Genomic DNA, 15,963 nt, shown 5'->3' with positions numbered 1-15,963 from the left:
TTCACTTTCGAAATCAGATTTCTTTTCTTAAAATGGCAAATCCCAAAGAACCGATGAGTTATCGTTTTATTGCTTCCGACAGAGAGCCAACGAAATTGATCTGTCGGCCTTTGTTGCTTTCATAAATGAAGTCCGTTAAACTTTGGGTTTCACATTTTGAAAAATCACCTATAATGATTAAAGGCATTCGGTACTGAGCAAATTTTTGGAGTATCTCACCTGCAATTTTGGTTTTTAAATCAAAAAAATCGGGCGTAATGTTTTTTTCATGAATAAGAATCTTATCAAATCCCTGATAGTATAGATCGCCCAATAGATTCAATCCGTCTTCGACAGATCTTAAAATAATTTCGTCAGAAATAATTTTAGCTATTTTTAAACTGTTGGTATGGTGTGTTTCAATTGTCATTGTCAGATCAATTTTTTAAATGGTTCGTATCTGTACCGCTTACTAAGCTATATCGATTAACTCAACAATTTGATCCTCAGAAAATTTGAATATGGATCTTCCGCTTAAATCAATTTGCTCGCCTTTTTTTAATCCGTTGGGAAGATCAGAAGCTAAAGTTGCAATGTAATCTATTTCAATTTTGGTGGTATCGCCCTTATGCTTGAAAGATTTTATGGTTTGCAGCCGGCTTTCAAAATAGGATTTTGCCTGGTCAGCTTGTTTTCTAAACGCTTCAATCCCGTTTAACACTATCGTAACCTCATCATTAGTGATGTTTTTAAAAATGATAGCTTCGTTAAAATCCCGGACCATCTTGTCAATGTCGAATGCATTTTAGCCGTCAACATAATTTTTTATAATTTCTTCACGTTTTGTCATTGTTCGGTATTAAATCAATTCGCCAAAAAATCTAATAAATCTTTTTCTAACAGTACATTGTTTTCCATAGTTCCTGTTATTCTGAAACCTAGTTTTTCGGCGAATTTTAATGCCTTTATATTTTCAGCGGTTGTATTCGCTACGACTTTGTTTATTGCATATTCCCGCTGTGCATAGGGGATCAATAAGAGAAAGGCTGTTGCCATCAAACCTTTTCCCCAATAGTCGGGAAGAAGGGAGCCGCCGATTTCAATTTCGTTCCTCAGTTTGTCCCAGTGGTGCAATGCGCAATCCCCGATGATTTTTTCTGGGTTTACGGTGGTGCGTATTGTGAAAATATCATTGCATTGTGAAATGATATTTTCAGTAAACTCGAAAGCAGCTCTGCTGTTCTTCTTTGATTCGACTTTTTCACTTTCCTGCCCGTCTTTTTGGAAATACAAACTGTGAAATGCAATAGCATCTTTTTCAGTTAGCCGTTTTAATAGTAGCTTTTGGTCGCTTATATCAGTAAATTCAATGGCCATGCAAGCGTATATTTAGTTATTTAGTCCATTTTTACCTGATCGAACTAAGGCGCCTAGTTTTTCGGGTGCGACTTCGCAGAACGCCGTTGTCAAAACTTCAACGAAAAGCTCCCAACTTACCATTTCGAGCTCTATTATAGTCCAGCCCTGCTTGCCCCACTTGTTTTTAACCGGATAAATGGCAGATTTATCTGCGGAAGAAAAAATATCCTGATCTATTTCTGATAACTTGACGGTAACTCTTTTTAGCTTATCATCATACGTTGCAAATATTTTTTTCTTCACCCTGAAAGAAGTCTTTTCGAAGTGGGGCTCTTCCGTCGTTTCGGGAAAGGAAAGTGCCAGTTTCCGCAATTTTTCAACTGTTACCATAACTAATTATTTTTTTACCGGGGTTAAATGGGTCAGTACACACAACCATTCGTCACCGTCTTTTTTGTACACATCTGTAATCCATTCAACAGCTTCCATTGGTTCTCCTTGCCAGGTTCCGGTATTTTGCGCCCGGCCAGTTACCTGCTGCACCTCCTTACACTTTTACCCGCAACACTTCCTTGCTCATCGCCGAATGGGATAGCAACCCTTGTTTCAGAACTTCAAAAAACCGCTCTTGTGGTATTATTCCACCTTGACTGTCTACCAACACCCAATCGGATGTGATACATTTTTTTATTTCTGCGATGTCATTTGTGACAACCGCCCGGTTGAAGTTGTCTTCAATGTGTTGAAATTCCTTAATTAGATCTATTTCATTCATATTTCAATCTTTTATTAGGATAAGGGAAAGCCCGATGTTATCAGGACTTTCCCTAACTGTTTTTTGCTTACATTATTTTTCCAAATTATTTTCAGCAAAATATTTCATTGCTTTCTGCAAGAACAGCGCAAATTCAGGTTGCGGATTTCCGTCTGTAACATTAGCTAAATAGCGCTCGTCATTTACTAAAAGATCACCAAGCCCCGCATAAGCACAAGCTTTTTGATCTGGCATAACTGAATTGCCCCAAAATTTGCTAATTATCCCATAATGCCTTGCAATATGCTGTTGTACAATGTCCGATTCCGGACTATCGTTTCTCAGTGCAAATAGTTCGCTGAAGACATTTTTCATTTCCTTTTGAAGCGCTTCAACAACCGACTTACCAAGCTTCATTAGCTCTTTTTCAGATTGTTCAACGGTTTGTGCGCCGTACTTATTAATTGCCTCTTTTCTGTAGACCGTTCCAACTTCTTTGGGAAAACCTTTATACAATTCTTCTGGATCTTTCATCATTTCTCCTTTTTTAAGATTATTAATAGTGATGGCGATCGTTTTCAATAAGTCAGAAATTCTTGTTTTGCGGTTGAGCAGTGCCGACTTGTGCTGCATCAGCGCTTTAACCAGATCGTAGTCAGGCTCGTCCATCATTTCCAGAATATCTTTGAGTGGAAAGTCCAGTTCACGGAAAAACAGAATTTGCTGCAAGCGCTATAGCTCGTCATTTCCATAAAGCCTGTATTTCTTCTCAGTTCTTACTGATGGACGGAGCAGGCCGATCTGGTCATAATAATGAAGTGTGCGTACGCTCACACCTGATATTTCCGCCAATTTTTTAACTGTAAGAGTTTTCATTCTTTCTTATCCTTATCGACTTTACAAAGGTAGGCTATGACGTAACGTTAGAGTCAAATGTTTTTTGAAATTATTTTCAAATTTAACTACAAACAACTGAAAATAAGACAATTAATATTTACATCTGTCGCTAAACACTTACTTTTGTCACCGTTGGTCGCTGCAATTTTCTCATTAAATGTCAAGAGTTTTCTAAGACATCTTTCGTTGTTTGCTCACCAAGTTGTTCGGCCAGTCCAATCAAAAGCCCTTCCGCTCCTCGTATATAGCATAGCCTATAGATGTTCTGGTAGTTAACCACCTCTCCAACGAGTTCAGCGCCGAGTTTTAAAAGTCTGGATAACAGTTCTTCAATATTATTGACCCTGAACATGATACGGAGATAGCCAAGCGAATTAACTGGTGCTGTCCTGTGGTCTGAAATTGTTGCAGGAGTAAGAAATTTTGAAAGTTCTAGGCGACTGTGGCCATCGGGTGTAACCATCATCGCAATTTCTACAGATTGAGTTCCGAGTCCCGTTACACGTCCGGCCCATTCATCTTCAACTTTCATACGTCCTTCCAGTGTAAGCCCGATTTCTGTAAAAAAAGCAATTGCTTTATCAAGATTTTCTACGACGATACCAACGTTGTTCATTTCGAATAATTTACTCTTCATCCTATTTTTATTATAAGGTTGCTGTGAACGATATACTATTTTTGTTAATCCACCTCCTGTCTAAATAAGACCGCAATTCTTCCTGTTGTTTCATTCGAAATAGCTTGGTGAATTAATGTTTCATGGTTTTCCTGTGGCAAAAAAATCAATGTGATATTTTCATCCATTTTTTGATATCTTTTGATCAGACTTGGTAAATCCATTTTCAATTTTATTGATTTTTTTGTTTTTTTTCTCCCATTTTTAATCGATTATCAAGGAATTGAAACTGCCACCCGTCTCATGTCAAATTTATTTATAATCACCCCAGGAGCTGTCCAATCAATTGTAGGAGGCATAACAGATTCGGCTTGATCCGCACTTTCAAATAGAACAAATCCAAAACCTTCATCCTTCACCGGATCTACCCAATATCCCGCGATAAAGCCCGGTGAACTTTTAACCTTGGGCAAAATACTGTTCGTGAAAGTGGTTGCTGCTTTTGAAGCAAATTGAGGGTTTATTGTTAGTTGAATTAGAATTGCATACATTGATTTTAGTTTTAAGTTGTTTTATGTTATTATTCAGTAGGCTTATTTATAATCACGAACATTCATTAGTTTCCGAATAAACATGTTGTTTAAATATAAAAAGGCTTCCATTTAGGTCTAGTTCTATTTAGTTAAAACCATGGGTAAAAAAGTCTAAATGAATTGAAAACCGCCTGATGCATTATTGTTGCGTGGTTTTCCAGTGGCAAATAATCAAAGTAAACGTTCACGTTCCTGTTTTTCAGGTTTTTGATTTTATCAGCTAGAACATTTGCATCTACTTCCATTACCCGGGGAATTTTAGTGGGAGCCATACCTTCTTTTCCAACTCCGATATAAATATCTTTATGTTCAAAACGAGTAAGAGGTTGGTTTAATAACGACCCATTATCCCACCACAAACTGGGGCTGACGATGATATACTTGTTAAAAAGTTCCGGTTTTTTAAACAGGATTTCAGTTGCCAAAAGCCCGCCTAACGATTGTCCAATAATAGTTTTTGAAGAACTCGTCTTATACTTTTCCTGTATATACGGTTGCAGCTCTTTTTCAATGAACGATATAAATCTGTTGGAATGCCCTGAGGTCGGATTTGCACTTTTATCTTCAGTCACAGTTGTAGGGAATGTAAAATCCCTTCTCCTGTCCACCGTCGCGATACCAACTACTATCGACTTTGGAACCTGGTTAACCCATTCAAAACTATTGAACTGCACAAGCCCTACAATATGGATAAAATCCTCATCTGCTGAACCGTCAAGTAAATAAATGACAGGGTAACGTATCGTGTCTTTCTGGTTGTAGCCTTCGGGCAGATAGATATTCAACACCCTTTTTTCATTCAGTTCGTTTGATTGTATTTCATCAATCATACCGAGAATAAAGGGTTTGGCAACACCTGATTGCTCGGGTATTGGCCTCTGTCCAAAAGTCAATGATGCAGAAAAGATTACGAATAAGAAGATCAATGAAATTTTCATTTGTAATTTTCTATTCAATAAGCTTTTTTAATCCGTCTACGACTACCTCCCAATTTTCGGCAGAATGTTTTGCTTTCTCCTCGTCATAGTTTGATTGCGTAATGATTAGCTCTGTTCCGCTTTCAGTTTGGGTTACTTCATAAGAAACCAACAGATAGTTTTCGGGCTTATCGTCCAATCCGCTCCAACTGCTTAAATAACTATACGAAAGTTTCTTGTTGGGGAAATATTCCAAGACCACGCCTTTGTCTACATAGGTTGTTCCTTCATATTCACCTGTCCACAAGACTTTGCTGCCAACATTCCAATTCGTTTCCTGGTTTGAACCGAAGAAATATTGCTTTACCATTTCGGGATTGGTTAATGCATCCCATACTTTATCAATTGGTGCTTTGATAATGGTCTGATACTTTGATTGATGATTTGTCTGCATATCGATTTTATTTAAATTGTTATTTCCGTTTGTTGTATTGTGTTTATAAGTTGAAATATAACACTTCATTTTTTTATAGGTGAATATGCTTTCCATGTCAAAAACACGCCGATTAAAAATAGAACTACTTCTAAAATCATTATTGAACTGTCATTTTTGAAGGCTGTTTTTTGTATTTCCGGGAAAAGCATTCTCAGTAAACCGATCAGCATAAATGCATATCCAATTATTGTGACTAAGGTCTGCCAACCGTAAACCCAAATATGATGTTGGGTTATGATTGCTAATCCAGCCACAAAAAGTATCATTCCGTTCAGATAAATGAGAGGGACGATCTGTGTATCATAAAGCGTCGGGTTCCAAAACCGCATTTCGGAGAAAACCATAACAATTAATGTCGGCCCAACAATTTTTGCAATTGATCTTGATTTTTCCATTTTGATTTTATTGTTATTTTGTCCTCACAATGACCGCTAACATTGTTCATTATACTATCCCCGGTTCGATTTGTCCATCCCTCTCTAGTATATTGTAAAATTATTTCAACTTTCTTTAGCTCGGGTTAACGTATGGCAAGAATTTTAGACTATCTTATGCTCTTGCTCCAATAATCTGGAAAGCAATTCTCCTTTTGATGCTCTATATACACCCAAAATATTATTGTCATAATCAATTGTTTTTTCAAAGGTCAGACCGAGTTTTTCAATCATGTTAATGGATGGAGCATTTTCCTTAAGACTGATCGCCAGGATATCTTCCAATAGATTGTTGTTGATCAAATACAGCAAAACAGCTTTTGTGGCTTCAAATGCATATCCCTTATTGAAAAATTGGGGAAGCAGGGCAAAGCCTACATCGTTAAATTGTAGATAGTCCCGCTTTATCAAGGTTACCAGACCGATTGCTACGCGTTCCAATTTTAACTTTACCGTCCAATATGTAATATGGGGATTGTCCGTCACTTTTTTGATGTACTCCCTCGCATCCTTTTCCGAACGGATGTTTCGGTCTCCAATATTTTTTATCCATCCATCAGTATTTAAAAGTTCAGCAACAAAGGCTGTGTCTTTCTCGGATAATGGCGATAGGGTAAGTCTTTCTGTAGCTATTCGCATTTCAATTATAGATTATTCATTTGTATAATTTTCCCTATTGTAAAGCTTTTGAAAATCAATCCAAAAAATATTTCCAAGTCCATTAAAGGGTGAGTTTAACATATTGAGGTATACCTTTGTGGTCATCGGTTCTTTGCTATTATAAGGTTGACCATCCCTAAAAGAAGTAAAGAACAGGTATTTACCATCAGTTGAAACCATAGGACATTGATCCATATGCAAGGAATTGACTTGCTTTCCCATATTCCTTCCGAGTGTCCAATGATCTTCTCTGTTATAGCTTATATATAAGTCTCCGCTTCCATAACTTTCTTTATATCCTATCCTTGTATAGATTATATATTTTTCATCAGGATCAACAAATGCATCAAATTCAATATTCGTTGTGTTAAGAGAGCCACTCAAACTTACACGAGGTAAAAACTTACCGTTTCTATATTTAGATATCATTATATCATATCCGTTATCTCCATTTTCAGCGGAAAAAAATAAATTCCCTTTTTTTGAAATAGCCGGATAAAGTTCGTCTTTATCCGAATTGATTCCGTTGCCCAAATGTTTTGGTTTGCTGAAATCTCCATTCGCATATTCTACGCACCAAATATCAAAATCCGATTTTGGTATTCCTTGTAAAACTGGTCTGGTTGATATATAGTAGAGCTTTTTCCCATCCGGAGCGAAGAAAGGGTCGGCGTCACTATATTGTCCCGAAAATTGGACGATTTGAGGCTTAGTCCATTTGCCTTTTTCCTTTTTTGTAATGAAGATTGTGTAGAACCTGTTTGCTGTAGTGTTATTTGCAATGGTAAATAACACCACATTTCCGTCTGATGAAAAAGTTATATTATATTCATTTAGATGGGTGGAAATAATTCCGTTTGCAAATAATGATGCTGAATCTTTTGATGCTTGTTGTGAATTGAAAGGGAGATTTGCACCATATTTTTGACCACATGATAAAAGCATGAATAATAATAGTAAAACAGGAGTTCCGTAAAGTTTCATTTAGTTTTTAATTTTATTAATAATAGGTATCATGTTCATCATAAACGCATTAATATATTCCTTATCAGGATCTAAATCGGGGTCAAAAATTGTAATTTCCATTCCGGAAATCTTATCATGGTTGAATAAGAGGGTTAATATTTCCTTCAATTCGGCATAGGATAATCCGCCACATTGCCTACTATCTACGGCTGGCATTAATGTATCATCCAACACGTCTACATCGAAATGGATGAAAAAACCATCAAGTTGGTTTTCAGATAATATGGTAAAAAACTGGTTTATTACATTTTGAATGCCGATTTTCCGTAATTCATTTAGAGGGAAATAATGAATTCCCGAACCTCTAATTGGTTTTTCATATTCTTCGTCATACTCCCTGTTTCCGACGCAAAAAACGTTTTGAGCTTCAAAATAAGGACATAGATTATCTATATTTGTTAGATTGTCATGACCATATCCACAAACAATAGCTAAGTCCATTCCGGCAGCACCATGTGTATGTGAGCACTCTGGAATCATGTAATCCGTATGGCCGTCAAGAAAAAATAAACCAAAACGCCCTTTCTTTTTAAATGCAATTGCACTCCCTATCAGTATGCTACAATCACCCCCTAATATCAACAGAAAAGTACCCTCGCTTATTTGTTTTCCAATTACATCTGCTTGAAGAAGTGAATAATTGATTATACTTCGGGCATTTCTGATATTTGTTATTGGATCAATTTCCATTGAGTGTTTGGGCGCTTTAATATGAATTGTTTTAGTAGAGCCAATAGATGCATGAAATCTTAATTTATTAAGCAATGCTGGAAATTTTTTAACTCCAGGCTCGTTATCAATTGACATTCTTTTGAGACCCAAGTTTGAAGGGCATTCCAAGACAATTAGGTTACGCATTTCTAAGTTTATATAATGTTATTCAAATATTATGACTGACCGAATAAAGATGGTTAAGATGTTATGTATGGCTTGTTTCCCTAATCTTTCTAATTTTAATCACCTTCTCTATCGAACCGATTTCATCACTTGCTTTATAGAAATTATACCAAGATTCGCCTTCCGGGTCTATGGAAAGGTCACCTAAGAGGAACTTGATCAGCGTTCCGCTTTTCATTCCCGTTAGATGAAATTCATACGTTACACTACCCTTCGGAACGCTTTTGTAATGAAATAACAAGTTTTGTATTCGGAACAAATGTTATGACTTCACCTTCGAGGTAAACAACGTCATTATCATTGATCCAATAAATTTTACTTCCTAATTCAATGGCTTTTTCATCTTCGGCTTTTGCAGGTACAAGCATCCAATCTTTAAAATATTTAGGAGTTGTGATTACTTCCCAAATTTCATTTTGCGTTGCATCTATTATCTTTTCTTTGCTGACGATAAGGGGGCTATTCATTTATGGCTATTTAAAATGTTAAATAATCTTGTCAATTGTTTTATATGTCTTTGTGTATGTACAACATAAAAATGCAACCATTCAAACCGTGTCATGTACCCGAATGTTGGAAATTCAAAATCTAAGCATAGCACCCTGAGATCGTTTCGGCTAGAGAAGCTAATGATACGGTCACTTATTGTCTGTATATTAGAAATCAAGTTTTCCTTTTCAATATATCCATCTGATGGATAAGTAGCATTCGAATTTTCTGCGATTAGCTTTATATTGAAATTCAAGAAAAGGCCGCTTAGCGTTTTGCAGTTCTCGTCATACTGTCTTTCGGCAAACTCCGTCTCGCCTTTGAAAATTTCCCATGAACCATACGATTTTAAAAGATGATCACCGACCTGACCTGCTGTCCAACTGTTTGGAAAAGGAATTTTATTTAGCTGTTCAGTACTAAAAGCTTCTAACATTTCCGTTAATTCCTTGATCGCTTGTTGAAACTTGTGGGTGATTGGTTCCATTTAAGTTTATGTATGAGGTTTAAAAAGGTTTAGCAGTCTTACAATTCTTCAGATCAATTTTGTAATACAAAATTAAACCTGACGAATACAATCATTACAGTGAATATTTTCCGATGGAATTAAATTTTACTTGATCTTAACGGATCCATTAGGATTTAGTGATTTATCTTGTTTTTTTGAACCATTGGCTACGTTGAAAATAAAGTCCTTGGCGTCGTACTTTCCCACAACCTTGCTAAGGTCTACATTGATATCAAATTGTTTTTCTAAGCCACAGTCTTCTTGAGATTTGTTATTGAGCACAAGGTTGATCTGCCCTGGGCTAGAAAACATTATAGATCCGTCCCACACGACATGGAAATCGTCTTGATTGCAACCACCTTTAACTGTAATGGTTAGCATATTACCATTTCTTTTAATATCTTCAATATTGAAATCTCCATCATTTCTTTTCTCTACCAGTTCCGCATATTTTTCGGCACTTCTCAGCAGATTGTTTTCAAGAACTGTTTCCGGATTATTGTCGGATTTTTCACAGGAAGTAATTGCAAAGCAAAAAAGCAATGCGAAGGCAGCATAAATTAAATTTGTTTTCATTTTTTTTTAAGTTTTTAAGTGATTAAAATTTTAGACTTATACGACCTCCACACTAAAAACGCTACACAAACCTAAAAGGATATTTACCATCTATTTTGATTTAGATGGTAAATCTACATATTTTTAAAATACGGACAACACTAACCGTAAAGTTTTTATTCAGTCACCATAATTTAGAAATGAATATATCGGTGCTAAAGCTTTTGATAGACATACGGTCACATTATTAAACATTTTAAGTTGTATCCTTAGGTTTAAGTAGTAAATAGCATAACTTTGTCTTATGGGGAAATTTCGTAGTATTGAGACATTGAGTATCGACAGCACTGTATTGTGCTGTAATTTCGTCAATACTGTCAGTACCTGGAAAACCGCTAAAAACTATGACTATTTTGCAGGATATGATGATTTCATTGCGTGGTGTTTTAAATTGGAAATTTCTCCACGAGAACGTCTTGAAAGCTTAAAAGAATTAGCCAATGAACAGCCCGAGCATGCTTTGATCGCTTTACATCGCATCAAAGAAATACGCAAAGTACTACAAGGGCTGATTTCTGCTGTAGCACAAGATGATAATGATAAAAAATCAGCCTATTTACCAGCTGCTAATCTTTTGATTGTGGATGCAATATCAAGACAGCGTTTACTTTATATAGATGGTAAATTCACTATGGGTCAAATAGATTCTGCAAACGACTTACTGTCTCCTGTTTGGAAAGCGGTGCAATCGTTGTCGGAACTTTTAACTGACAATGAGACAAAACGGATCAAAGAGTGCCCGATGTGTGGCTGGGTCTTTTTGGACGAAACCAAAAACGCCAGTAGGAAATGGTGTAGTATCAAAGCATGCGGCACTACCGATAAAATGAACCGCTACAACCAGAAGAAAAGCCTGAAGTTAAAAAAAGATAAAGGGTAATACCTTTCTTTCTGAATTCCAGAACTGCTGAACTTATATAGGCTTAGGCATTGATGTTGTTTATAAGCGAGCGCCCATGAAAGCATGTATAAAATGAATTATCACACTAATTCATGTGTATGGGGCATATAACAATTTGTCATCTCCGTTCTAATAAATTCTCAAATCAACATCTTTTCACTTAATTATATACCATCTATTTTTGTTTAACCGGTAAAATTGTAATATTCTTGAAGGGTTTGATTTGTCATTTATATTGCGAGTTCACTTTATCCATATATTTTAGATTGTTATGATAAGAAATGTATTAAAGTTTATAAGACTAACATAATTGAGATTTTTCAGAAAAAATCGCTTATGCTTTTATTATTTTTTTGAATTGAAAAGGATAGTTGCTATGCACTAAGTTTTATGTTTTGAGCTTTATAGCGAGTATGAATGAGCTCTTTTGCAATGTTATAATGTAAAGGTGTGGTGATAAAAAGTTAAGATAATATTCAGGTATTTTTTCTCAATATCTTATTAAATGAAAATGTATTACCTAAATCCAGTAATAAACAGACGCTATGAAATACTCGTTAGAAAACATCATCTTAGAAATTCACAATAAAGAGGATAAAATTTCATCTGTAAGTAAGAGATTAATTGACGAAGCTTATGAAATGACAGTATATCTTCAGGACCTTTTATTTTCGGTTAAAAAGTACATCATTGAAAATGAATTTAAGAATGATGCCGAAGAGATCCATTTCTTCCGTACCATAAAACCTCAAATACTGGGTAAACTAATTTATTACAATAAAGTCTACCGTATAGAATTTGCCATAATGATTTGTTTTATTAGGCTACCACCGATTAAGGTGGTAGCCTGTGGTTATTTAATTAAGGTTTAAGATTTCCGCACCGTCTAAAGCAAAGGCGGTACACAATTCAAATGCTTTCTGTGATTTCAGCTGAGCCGTTCCGCCCATTACGATACTCTGTAATTTGGCTTCGGCGTCTTTGTAATTTCTTACGTTCTGATAGTAGCCTGTAACAGCATTATATGCTCCGAACAATGTGCCTTTAGTGGTATCCATTTGTTGGGTATCGCTCATCATTGCATAGCCAAAAGCATCATCTACCACGTTTTTAAATACGGTAGAAACTTCATCTTCCGCACCTTTTTTCAATAGGTCAAGGGTTTCTTTGTTCGGGCAAAGTGCCAATTGAATTAGTTTTTTTACTTCTCGGTCTGAGACTTTAACCTTAGTCCACTCATTGAAAATGTTTTCTAATTGATTGCTTAACGTATTGGCAAGTCCCATAATCTTGTGAGCGTTCTCAATACGCTGTTTTGCGCCCGAAGTGTGCTTGATGCGGACTACATTAGTCATATTACGTAAAGAAGCATTTAAGGTGTTTTGGCATACGATACGGATTGGTGTAAATGCAGCCGTAATACTTCCGCTACCATCGTGCGAAGTAGTTAGGAAAAGGTACTTTTCTGTTACATCATCGCCATTGCCTACACGGATATAGTCGGGTAATTTGGCAGTAATGAAAATACGTTCGCCTTTACCCAATGCTCCTGCGGTTTCGTACAGAATACCCTCGCCATCACCTACAATAGCATCAAAGAAATTAAAGGCTTCACGGTTTTGTACAATATGGTAATCTTTACCGACCACGCCCAATACCGCATTGTTATCGGTGCGAATGTTGGCGAAATAGTTAGGTACTTCCAATTCGGAACTGCCTATCTCGATACCGTTTGCGGTTTCGATAATGCCCGAACTTTTGGTAAATAATGGGGATTTTACGACTTCATAGTCTAATCCTGCGTGTCGGATAGCTTCCTCATTTGTTGGGTATTGCTCCACGATTTGCCCCAAACCGTGCCACGCTTTTTGCTTAACGCTAAAAAAAGAATAACGTCCTGTTCTCCCGTTGAAATTGATATTATGTGCCATAATGCTGAAATTTTGATGTTAAAAAATGATTGAATGCTACTTGTTAGAATGGTAAATCGTCTTCAGTTTCCTGCGATGTAAATCCGTTACTTTTAGATTGTGCAGTAGCTTGTACGGTTTCCGTTCTTTTACTTCTTCCAAACAATTTGATGTTTGAAGTATGGAAATTCAGACCTGCTTTCGGTTCTCCGTCTTTACTTACCCACGCTCTTGTACTTACTCGCCCTGTAAGTTCTACCAATGTGCCTTTGATCAGTAGTGTTGCTACTTTAGCAGATAACCAATAGGCACAATCGAAATAGGTGGTTTGTTCTATTCGTTCGCCCTGCTTGTTTCGGTAGCTGTCGTTGATGGCTACTGAAAAGTTTACTACTTGTTTGTCCTGTGACGTTGTGCGTACTTCCGCATCTCTCGTCAATCTTCCGATAATGTTCATAATCGTCCTTTTTTAAAATTATTATTCTGTTACGCTCCCTTTGTCGGTTCTTTGCTGTGTGGCTCGCCTTGCTTCGCCTTTCATAAATTTTTCCAAAAGAAAAACCGGAAAAAAGAAAGCAGACTATCAGGGCGGGCAATAGGAAAAGCCAAAAGGAAACGGAATAATTGGAGCATACCTTTAGGGAGGAAACCGTTTATGCCGTAGTCTTTTGGCTGGGCTGGCGCGATGGATGACCGCCATACATTGGCTGCCTTTTTACCGGTTGATTATGGAAATATTCTGTTCTAATTTTTAAAAGAATGGATGATTGACCGGGCTATGAAAGCCCGCAATAGGGAATTGAAAAATATAATGAAGTGGGTGGTGTAGGGCTATGTTTTTCGATTTTCTATTTCAAAAAGTAGCCAAAAGCTCTTTTACTGTACAGCGTGGGCGATGAAAGTAAATGTGCTTGGGCTACAGAATAAAATGGTACAAAAAAAGCAGAACAGTTAAAGTTCTGCTTCTGAAATTTCGTAAAGCTATATTTAGCTATCATCATTTTTTCCGTTCATCAATTTTTGGATATCATGGTATCGGTAGTACATCAATCCTCCGATCTTTGTATAAGCTAACGTTCCATTTATTCTTAAATTTTGTAAAGTGCCTGGTGAAATCCCTAATAATTTCCTGACTTCATAGCTCTTTAGTCATTCTTTAGGTTCTGGTTCTACACCTTTTAAACGCCTTCTGTATTTTCTTATTTCTTCAAAAAGCTCCTTTTTAAAGTTTTCAAAGTCCTCTTTAGTAATCAATTCTACTTTCATATGCCATATCTTTTAATTTTATCTCACTTCAATTAGGCAGTAATAAAAAATAATCTGATCACTACCATATCGAAGCAAATGAAATAAAAGAACAGCAGAGTGCCTTCAGAATGGAACTTAATGGCTTCCTTTGGCTTTCAAAAGCACCATATAAGTTAATCTACATAAAGCATTATCCTGATTGCTTCGTTGAAGCCATTCTCAAACGAAGATTATTCATGTCTTCACTCAATTTATGCTCGAGTACCTTAGCATAGATTTGTGTTGTTCTTATTGAGGTATGTCCGAGCATTTTGCTTACAGATTCAATAGGAACACCATTACTTAGTGTAACCGTTGTAGCAAATGTATGTCTAGCCAAATGAAACGTCAGGTTTTTGCTAATGCCACAGATATCGGCAATCTCTTTGAGATAACCATTCATACGTTGATTGGATATTACAGGAAAAATGGTGCCGCTTGCTTTTGCTACAGGATGCTCTTTATAATTCTTAATAATAGTAGAAGCCTGTTAGAGCAAAGGAACTTTTACAATCGTATCCGTCTTTTGGCGTTTGGTCATCAGCCAATCCTTGCCATCAATTCCTTTCAGAATATTCTCTGGACCAAGATTAGAAATATCAATATAAGCGAGTCCGGTATAACAGCTGAACAAAAACATATCCAATACAGACTGTAGTCGTTCTATGGAAAAGGTTTTGTTTTCAAGTATCACCAGTTCTTCTTTAGATAGATGTCCACGTTCTACCTTTTCCAACCGAAGTTTATATTTAGAAAATGGATCCCTCTCCAACCAATCCATCGTAACAGCTAAATTGATCATCTTTCGCAAACGCTCCATATGCTTCATGATTCCATTATTATTCAACGGCTTGTGGTGATCTATGGGTTTATAATTCGTAAGAAACGATTCAAAATCTAGAATAAATCGAAAATTCAATTCATCTAATGGTAAGTCATTCTTTTTATAACTCTCCTTTAAGAACTTCTTTATATAAGACTCCGTCGTATGATAGTTCTTTATTGTTCCTGCAGATAGTTTATGCTCTGACACCTGTTTATGATAGACAATCAGTTTCAAAAGGGTAATTCTGTCTTCTACATCTTCTCCAAGATACAAGGCTTTTACGGCTTCAATACTAACATGTTTGCTCTGTTGTATGAGCTGATTGTAACAATCAAAAATCAATGAGCGCACTTGCTCCATGTGGGTGTTCAATTTTACAATTTCCTCTCGCTTTCCTTTTGCTCTACCTTTTCCCTCATCCCAGTTTTTGATGGAAATCTTGCTCTTTAATGAAATTTCGGTTCGGCGACCGTTTACCGTGATCCTTGCATAAACCGTTGCCATTTCATCAATCTTGTTTTTGGGCAACCGTAATACGAATTGAATCCCAAAGGTGTTTCTACTCTTCATATCCATTTATTTTATGTTCAACTCATTCATTCTGGAGTAGTTTACTCACCTCAATCACGAGATTGAGAATAATAAAAAAGTCAAACAGCCATAAATAGCATCAAAATAAATGAATCAAATAAATGATTTACAGTTATTTACTAGCTATTCGGTGAGTAAATTTAAAACTTAAAAAGACTCACCATTTTACTCACATTTACATCGATATGGATCAGTTTCAAAACCTGTG

At 36.3% G+C, this 15,963-nt stretch carries 25 protein-coding genes and 1 pseudogene; 2 read left to right on the top strand and 24 right to left on the bottom strand.

Annotated features, from left to right (window positions below):
• Window positions 1-58: 58 nt before the first annotated feature.
• From B2400_RS16940 to B2400_RS16850, 19 genes are all read right to left on the bottom strand, one after another.
• A complete protein-coding gene (locus tag B2400_RS16940) occupies window positions 59-409 on the bottom strand; it encodes a DUF4180 domain-containing protein (protein WP_293935194.1) in 351 nt (116 codons plus the stop codon).
• A gap of 42 nt (window positions 410-451) precedes the next feature.
• Window positions 452-763 carry a nuclear transport factor 2 family protein gene (locus B2400_RS16935; protein WP_286650236.1) on the bottom strand — a complete coding sequence of 104 codons (312 nt, stop codon included), beginning with the start codon at window positions 761-763 and terminating at the stop codon, window positions 452-454.
• An 80-nt stretch (window positions 764-843) separates the two neighbouring features.
• Window positions 844-1,356, bottom strand: coding sequence for a GNAT family N-acetyltransferase (locus tag B2400_RS16930; RefSeq protein ID WP_293935191.1), 513 nt, complete (start codon window positions 1,354-1,356; stop codon window positions 844-846).
• Window positions 1,357-1,368: 12 nt separating this feature from the next.
• The gene (locus B2400_RS16925; RefSeq protein WP_293935188.1) at window positions 1,369-1,728 is read right to left on the bottom strand and encodes an MmcQ/YjbR family DNA-binding protein; all 360 of its coding nucleotides are present in this window, start codon (window positions 1,726-1,728) and stop codon (window positions 1,369-1,371) included.
• A gap of 157 nt (window positions 1,729-1,885) precedes the next feature.
• The gene (locus B2400_RS16920) at window positions 1,886-2,113 is read right to left on the bottom strand and encodes a hypothetical protein (RefSeq protein WP_286650239.1); all 228 of its coding nucleotides are present in this window, start codon (window positions 2,111-2,113) and stop codon (window positions 1,886-1,888) included.
• 72 nt (window positions 2,114-2,185) lie between these two features.
• A complete protein-coding gene (locus B2400_RS16915; protein ID WP_293935185.1) occupies window positions 2,186-2,821 on the bottom strand; it encodes a MerR family transcriptional regulator in 636 nt (211 codons plus the stop codon).
• A 3-nt stretch (window positions 2,822-2,824) separates the two neighbouring features.
• Complete coding sequence (locus B2400_RS16910) at window positions 2,825-2,968, bottom strand: MerR family DNA-binding transcriptional regulator (protein ID WP_286650241.1); 144 nt, start codon at window positions 2,966-2,968, stop codon at window positions 2,825-2,827.
• Window positions 2,969-3,149: 181 nt separating this feature from the next.
• The gene (locus B2400_RS16905; RefSeq protein ID WP_293935181.1) at window positions 3,150-3,626 is read right to left on the bottom strand and encodes a VOC family protein; all 477 of its coding nucleotides are present in this window, start codon (window positions 3,624-3,626) and stop codon (window positions 3,150-3,152) included.
• Between the two features lie 254 nt (window positions 3,627-3,880).
• On the bottom strand, window positions 3,881-4,156 hold the full coding sequence (locus B2400_RS16900; protein WP_286650243.1) for a hypothetical protein: 276 nt from the start codon (window positions 4,154-4,156) through the stop codon (window positions 3,881-3,883).
• A 131-nt stretch (window positions 4,157-4,287) separates the two neighbouring features.
• Window positions 4,288-5,136 carry an alpha/beta hydrolase gene (locus B2400_RS16895; protein WP_286650244.1) on the bottom strand — a complete coding sequence of 283 codons (849 nt, stop codon included), beginning with the start codon at window positions 5,134-5,136 and terminating at the stop codon, window positions 4,288-4,290.
• A 10-nt stretch (window positions 5,137-5,146) separates the two neighbouring features.
• Entirely contained in the window at window positions 5,147-5,569 is a 423-nt protein-coding gene (locus tag B2400_RS16890; RefSeq protein WP_286650245.1) for an SRPBCC family protein, read from the bottom strand.
• A gap of 65 nt (window positions 5,570-5,634) precedes the next feature.
• A complete protein-coding gene (locus tag B2400_RS16885) occupies window positions 5,635-6,006 on the bottom strand; it encodes a hypothetical protein (RefSeq protein WP_286650246.1) in 372 nt (123 codons plus the stop codon).
• A gap of 144 nt (window positions 6,007-6,150) precedes the next feature.
• Window positions 6,151-6,684, bottom strand: a complete 534-nt coding sequence (locus tag B2400_RS16880; RefSeq protein ID WP_293935176.1) for a GNAT family N-acetyltransferase — start codon at window positions 6,682-6,684, stop codon at window positions 6,151-6,153.
• A 12-nt stretch (window positions 6,685-6,696) separates the two neighbouring features.
• Window positions 6,697-7,689 carry a hypothetical protein gene (locus B2400_RS16875; protein WP_293935173.1) on the bottom strand — a complete coding sequence of 331 codons (993 nt, stop codon included), beginning with the start codon at window positions 7,687-7,689 and terminating at the stop codon, window positions 6,697-6,699.
• The gene (locus B2400_RS16870) at window positions 7,690-8,538 is read right to left on the bottom strand and encodes an arginase family protein (protein WP_286650249.1); all 849 of its coding nucleotides are present in this window, start codon (window positions 8,536-8,538) and stop codon (window positions 7,690-7,692) included.
• Between the two features lie 112 nt (window positions 8,539-8,650).
• Window positions 8,651-8,806 carry a hypothetical protein gene (locus B2400_RS16865; protein WP_286650250.1) on the bottom strand — a complete coding sequence of 52 codons (156 nt, stop codon included), beginning with the start codon at window positions 8,804-8,806 and terminating at the stop codon, window positions 8,651-8,653.
• A 28-nt stretch (window positions 8,807-8,834) separates the two neighbouring features.
• A complete protein-coding gene (locus tag B2400_RS16860) occupies window positions 8,835-9,095 on the bottom strand; it encodes an SRPBCC domain-containing protein (protein WP_286650251.1) in 261 nt (86 codons plus the stop codon).
• A complete protein-coding gene (locus B2400_RS16855; protein ID WP_293935171.1) occupies window positions 9,092-9,604 on the bottom strand; it encodes a DinB family protein in 513 nt (170 codons plus the stop codon). The genes B2400_RS16860 and B2400_RS16855 overlap by 4 nt, the downstream gene beginning before the upstream one ends.
• Before the next feature lie 126 nt (window positions 9,605-9,730).
• Window positions 9,731-10,201, bottom strand: a complete 471-nt coding sequence (locus tag B2400_RS16850) for a hypothetical protein (protein ID WP_286650253.1) — start codon at window positions 10,199-10,201, stop codon at window positions 9,731-9,733.
• 283 nt (window positions 10,202-10,484) lie between these two features.
• Here B2400_RS16850 and B2400_RS16845 point away from each other — a divergent pair, with 283 nt between their 5' ends.
• Together B2400_RS16845 and B2400_RS16840 are read left to right on the top strand one after the other, a co-directional pair.
• Entirely contained in the window at window positions 10,485-11,120 is a 636-nt protein-coding gene (locus B2400_RS16845; RefSeq protein ID WP_293935169.1) for a CGNR zinc finger domain-containing protein, read from the top strand.
• 566 nt (window positions 11,121-11,686) lie between these two features.
• Entirely contained in the window at window positions 11,687-12,013 is a 327-nt protein-coding gene (locus B2400_RS16840) for an RteC domain-containing protein (RefSeq protein ID WP_293935166.1), read from the top strand.
• Here the strand turns inward: B2400_RS16840 and B2400_RS16835 are convergent.
• The 5 genes and pseudogenes from B2400_RS16835 to B2400_RS16815 form a co-directional block, all read right to left on the bottom strand.
• Window positions 11,999-13,072, bottom strand: a complete 1,074-nt coding sequence (locus tag B2400_RS16835) for a DUF932 domain-containing protein (RefSeq protein ID WP_293935164.1) — start codon at window positions 13,070-13,072, stop codon at window positions 11,999-12,001. The genes B2400_RS16840 and B2400_RS16835 overlap by 15 nt on opposite strands.
• A 43-nt stretch (window positions 13,073-13,115) precedes the next feature.
• Window positions 13,116-13,508, bottom strand: a complete 393-nt coding sequence (locus tag B2400_RS16830; RefSeq protein ID WP_286650257.1) for a single-stranded DNA-binding protein — start codon at window positions 13,506-13,508, stop codon at window positions 13,116-13,118.
• Between the two features lie 530 nt (window positions 13,509-14,038).
• Window positions 14,039-14,317, bottom strand: a pseudogene (locus tag B2400_RS16825) (helix-turn-helix domain-containing protein).
• A gap of 172 nt (window positions 14,318-14,489) precedes the next feature.
• Entirely contained in the window at window positions 14,490-14,756 is a 267-nt protein-coding gene (locus B2400_RS16820) for a tyrosine-type recombinase/integrase (protein WP_286650260.1), read from the bottom strand.
• A gap of 72 nt (window positions 14,757-14,828) precedes the next feature.
• Window positions 14,829-15,734, bottom strand: a complete 906-nt coding sequence (locus tag B2400_RS16815; RefSeq protein WP_286650258.1) for a site-specific integrase — start codon at window positions 15,732-15,734, stop codon at window positions 14,829-14,831.
• Window positions 15,735-15,963: the final 229 nt, after the last annotated feature.

It is taken from the genome of Sphingobacterium sp. UBA6645 (assembly GCF_002455685.1).
GTDB classification, from domain to species: domain Bacteria; phylum Bacteroidota; class Bacteroidia; order Sphingobacteriales; family Sphingobacteriaceae; genus Sphingobacterium; species Sphingobacterium hotanense.
The sequence above is the reverse complement of the archived record's forward strand: the minus strand, read 5'-3'. Positions and strand labels throughout refer to the sequence as shown.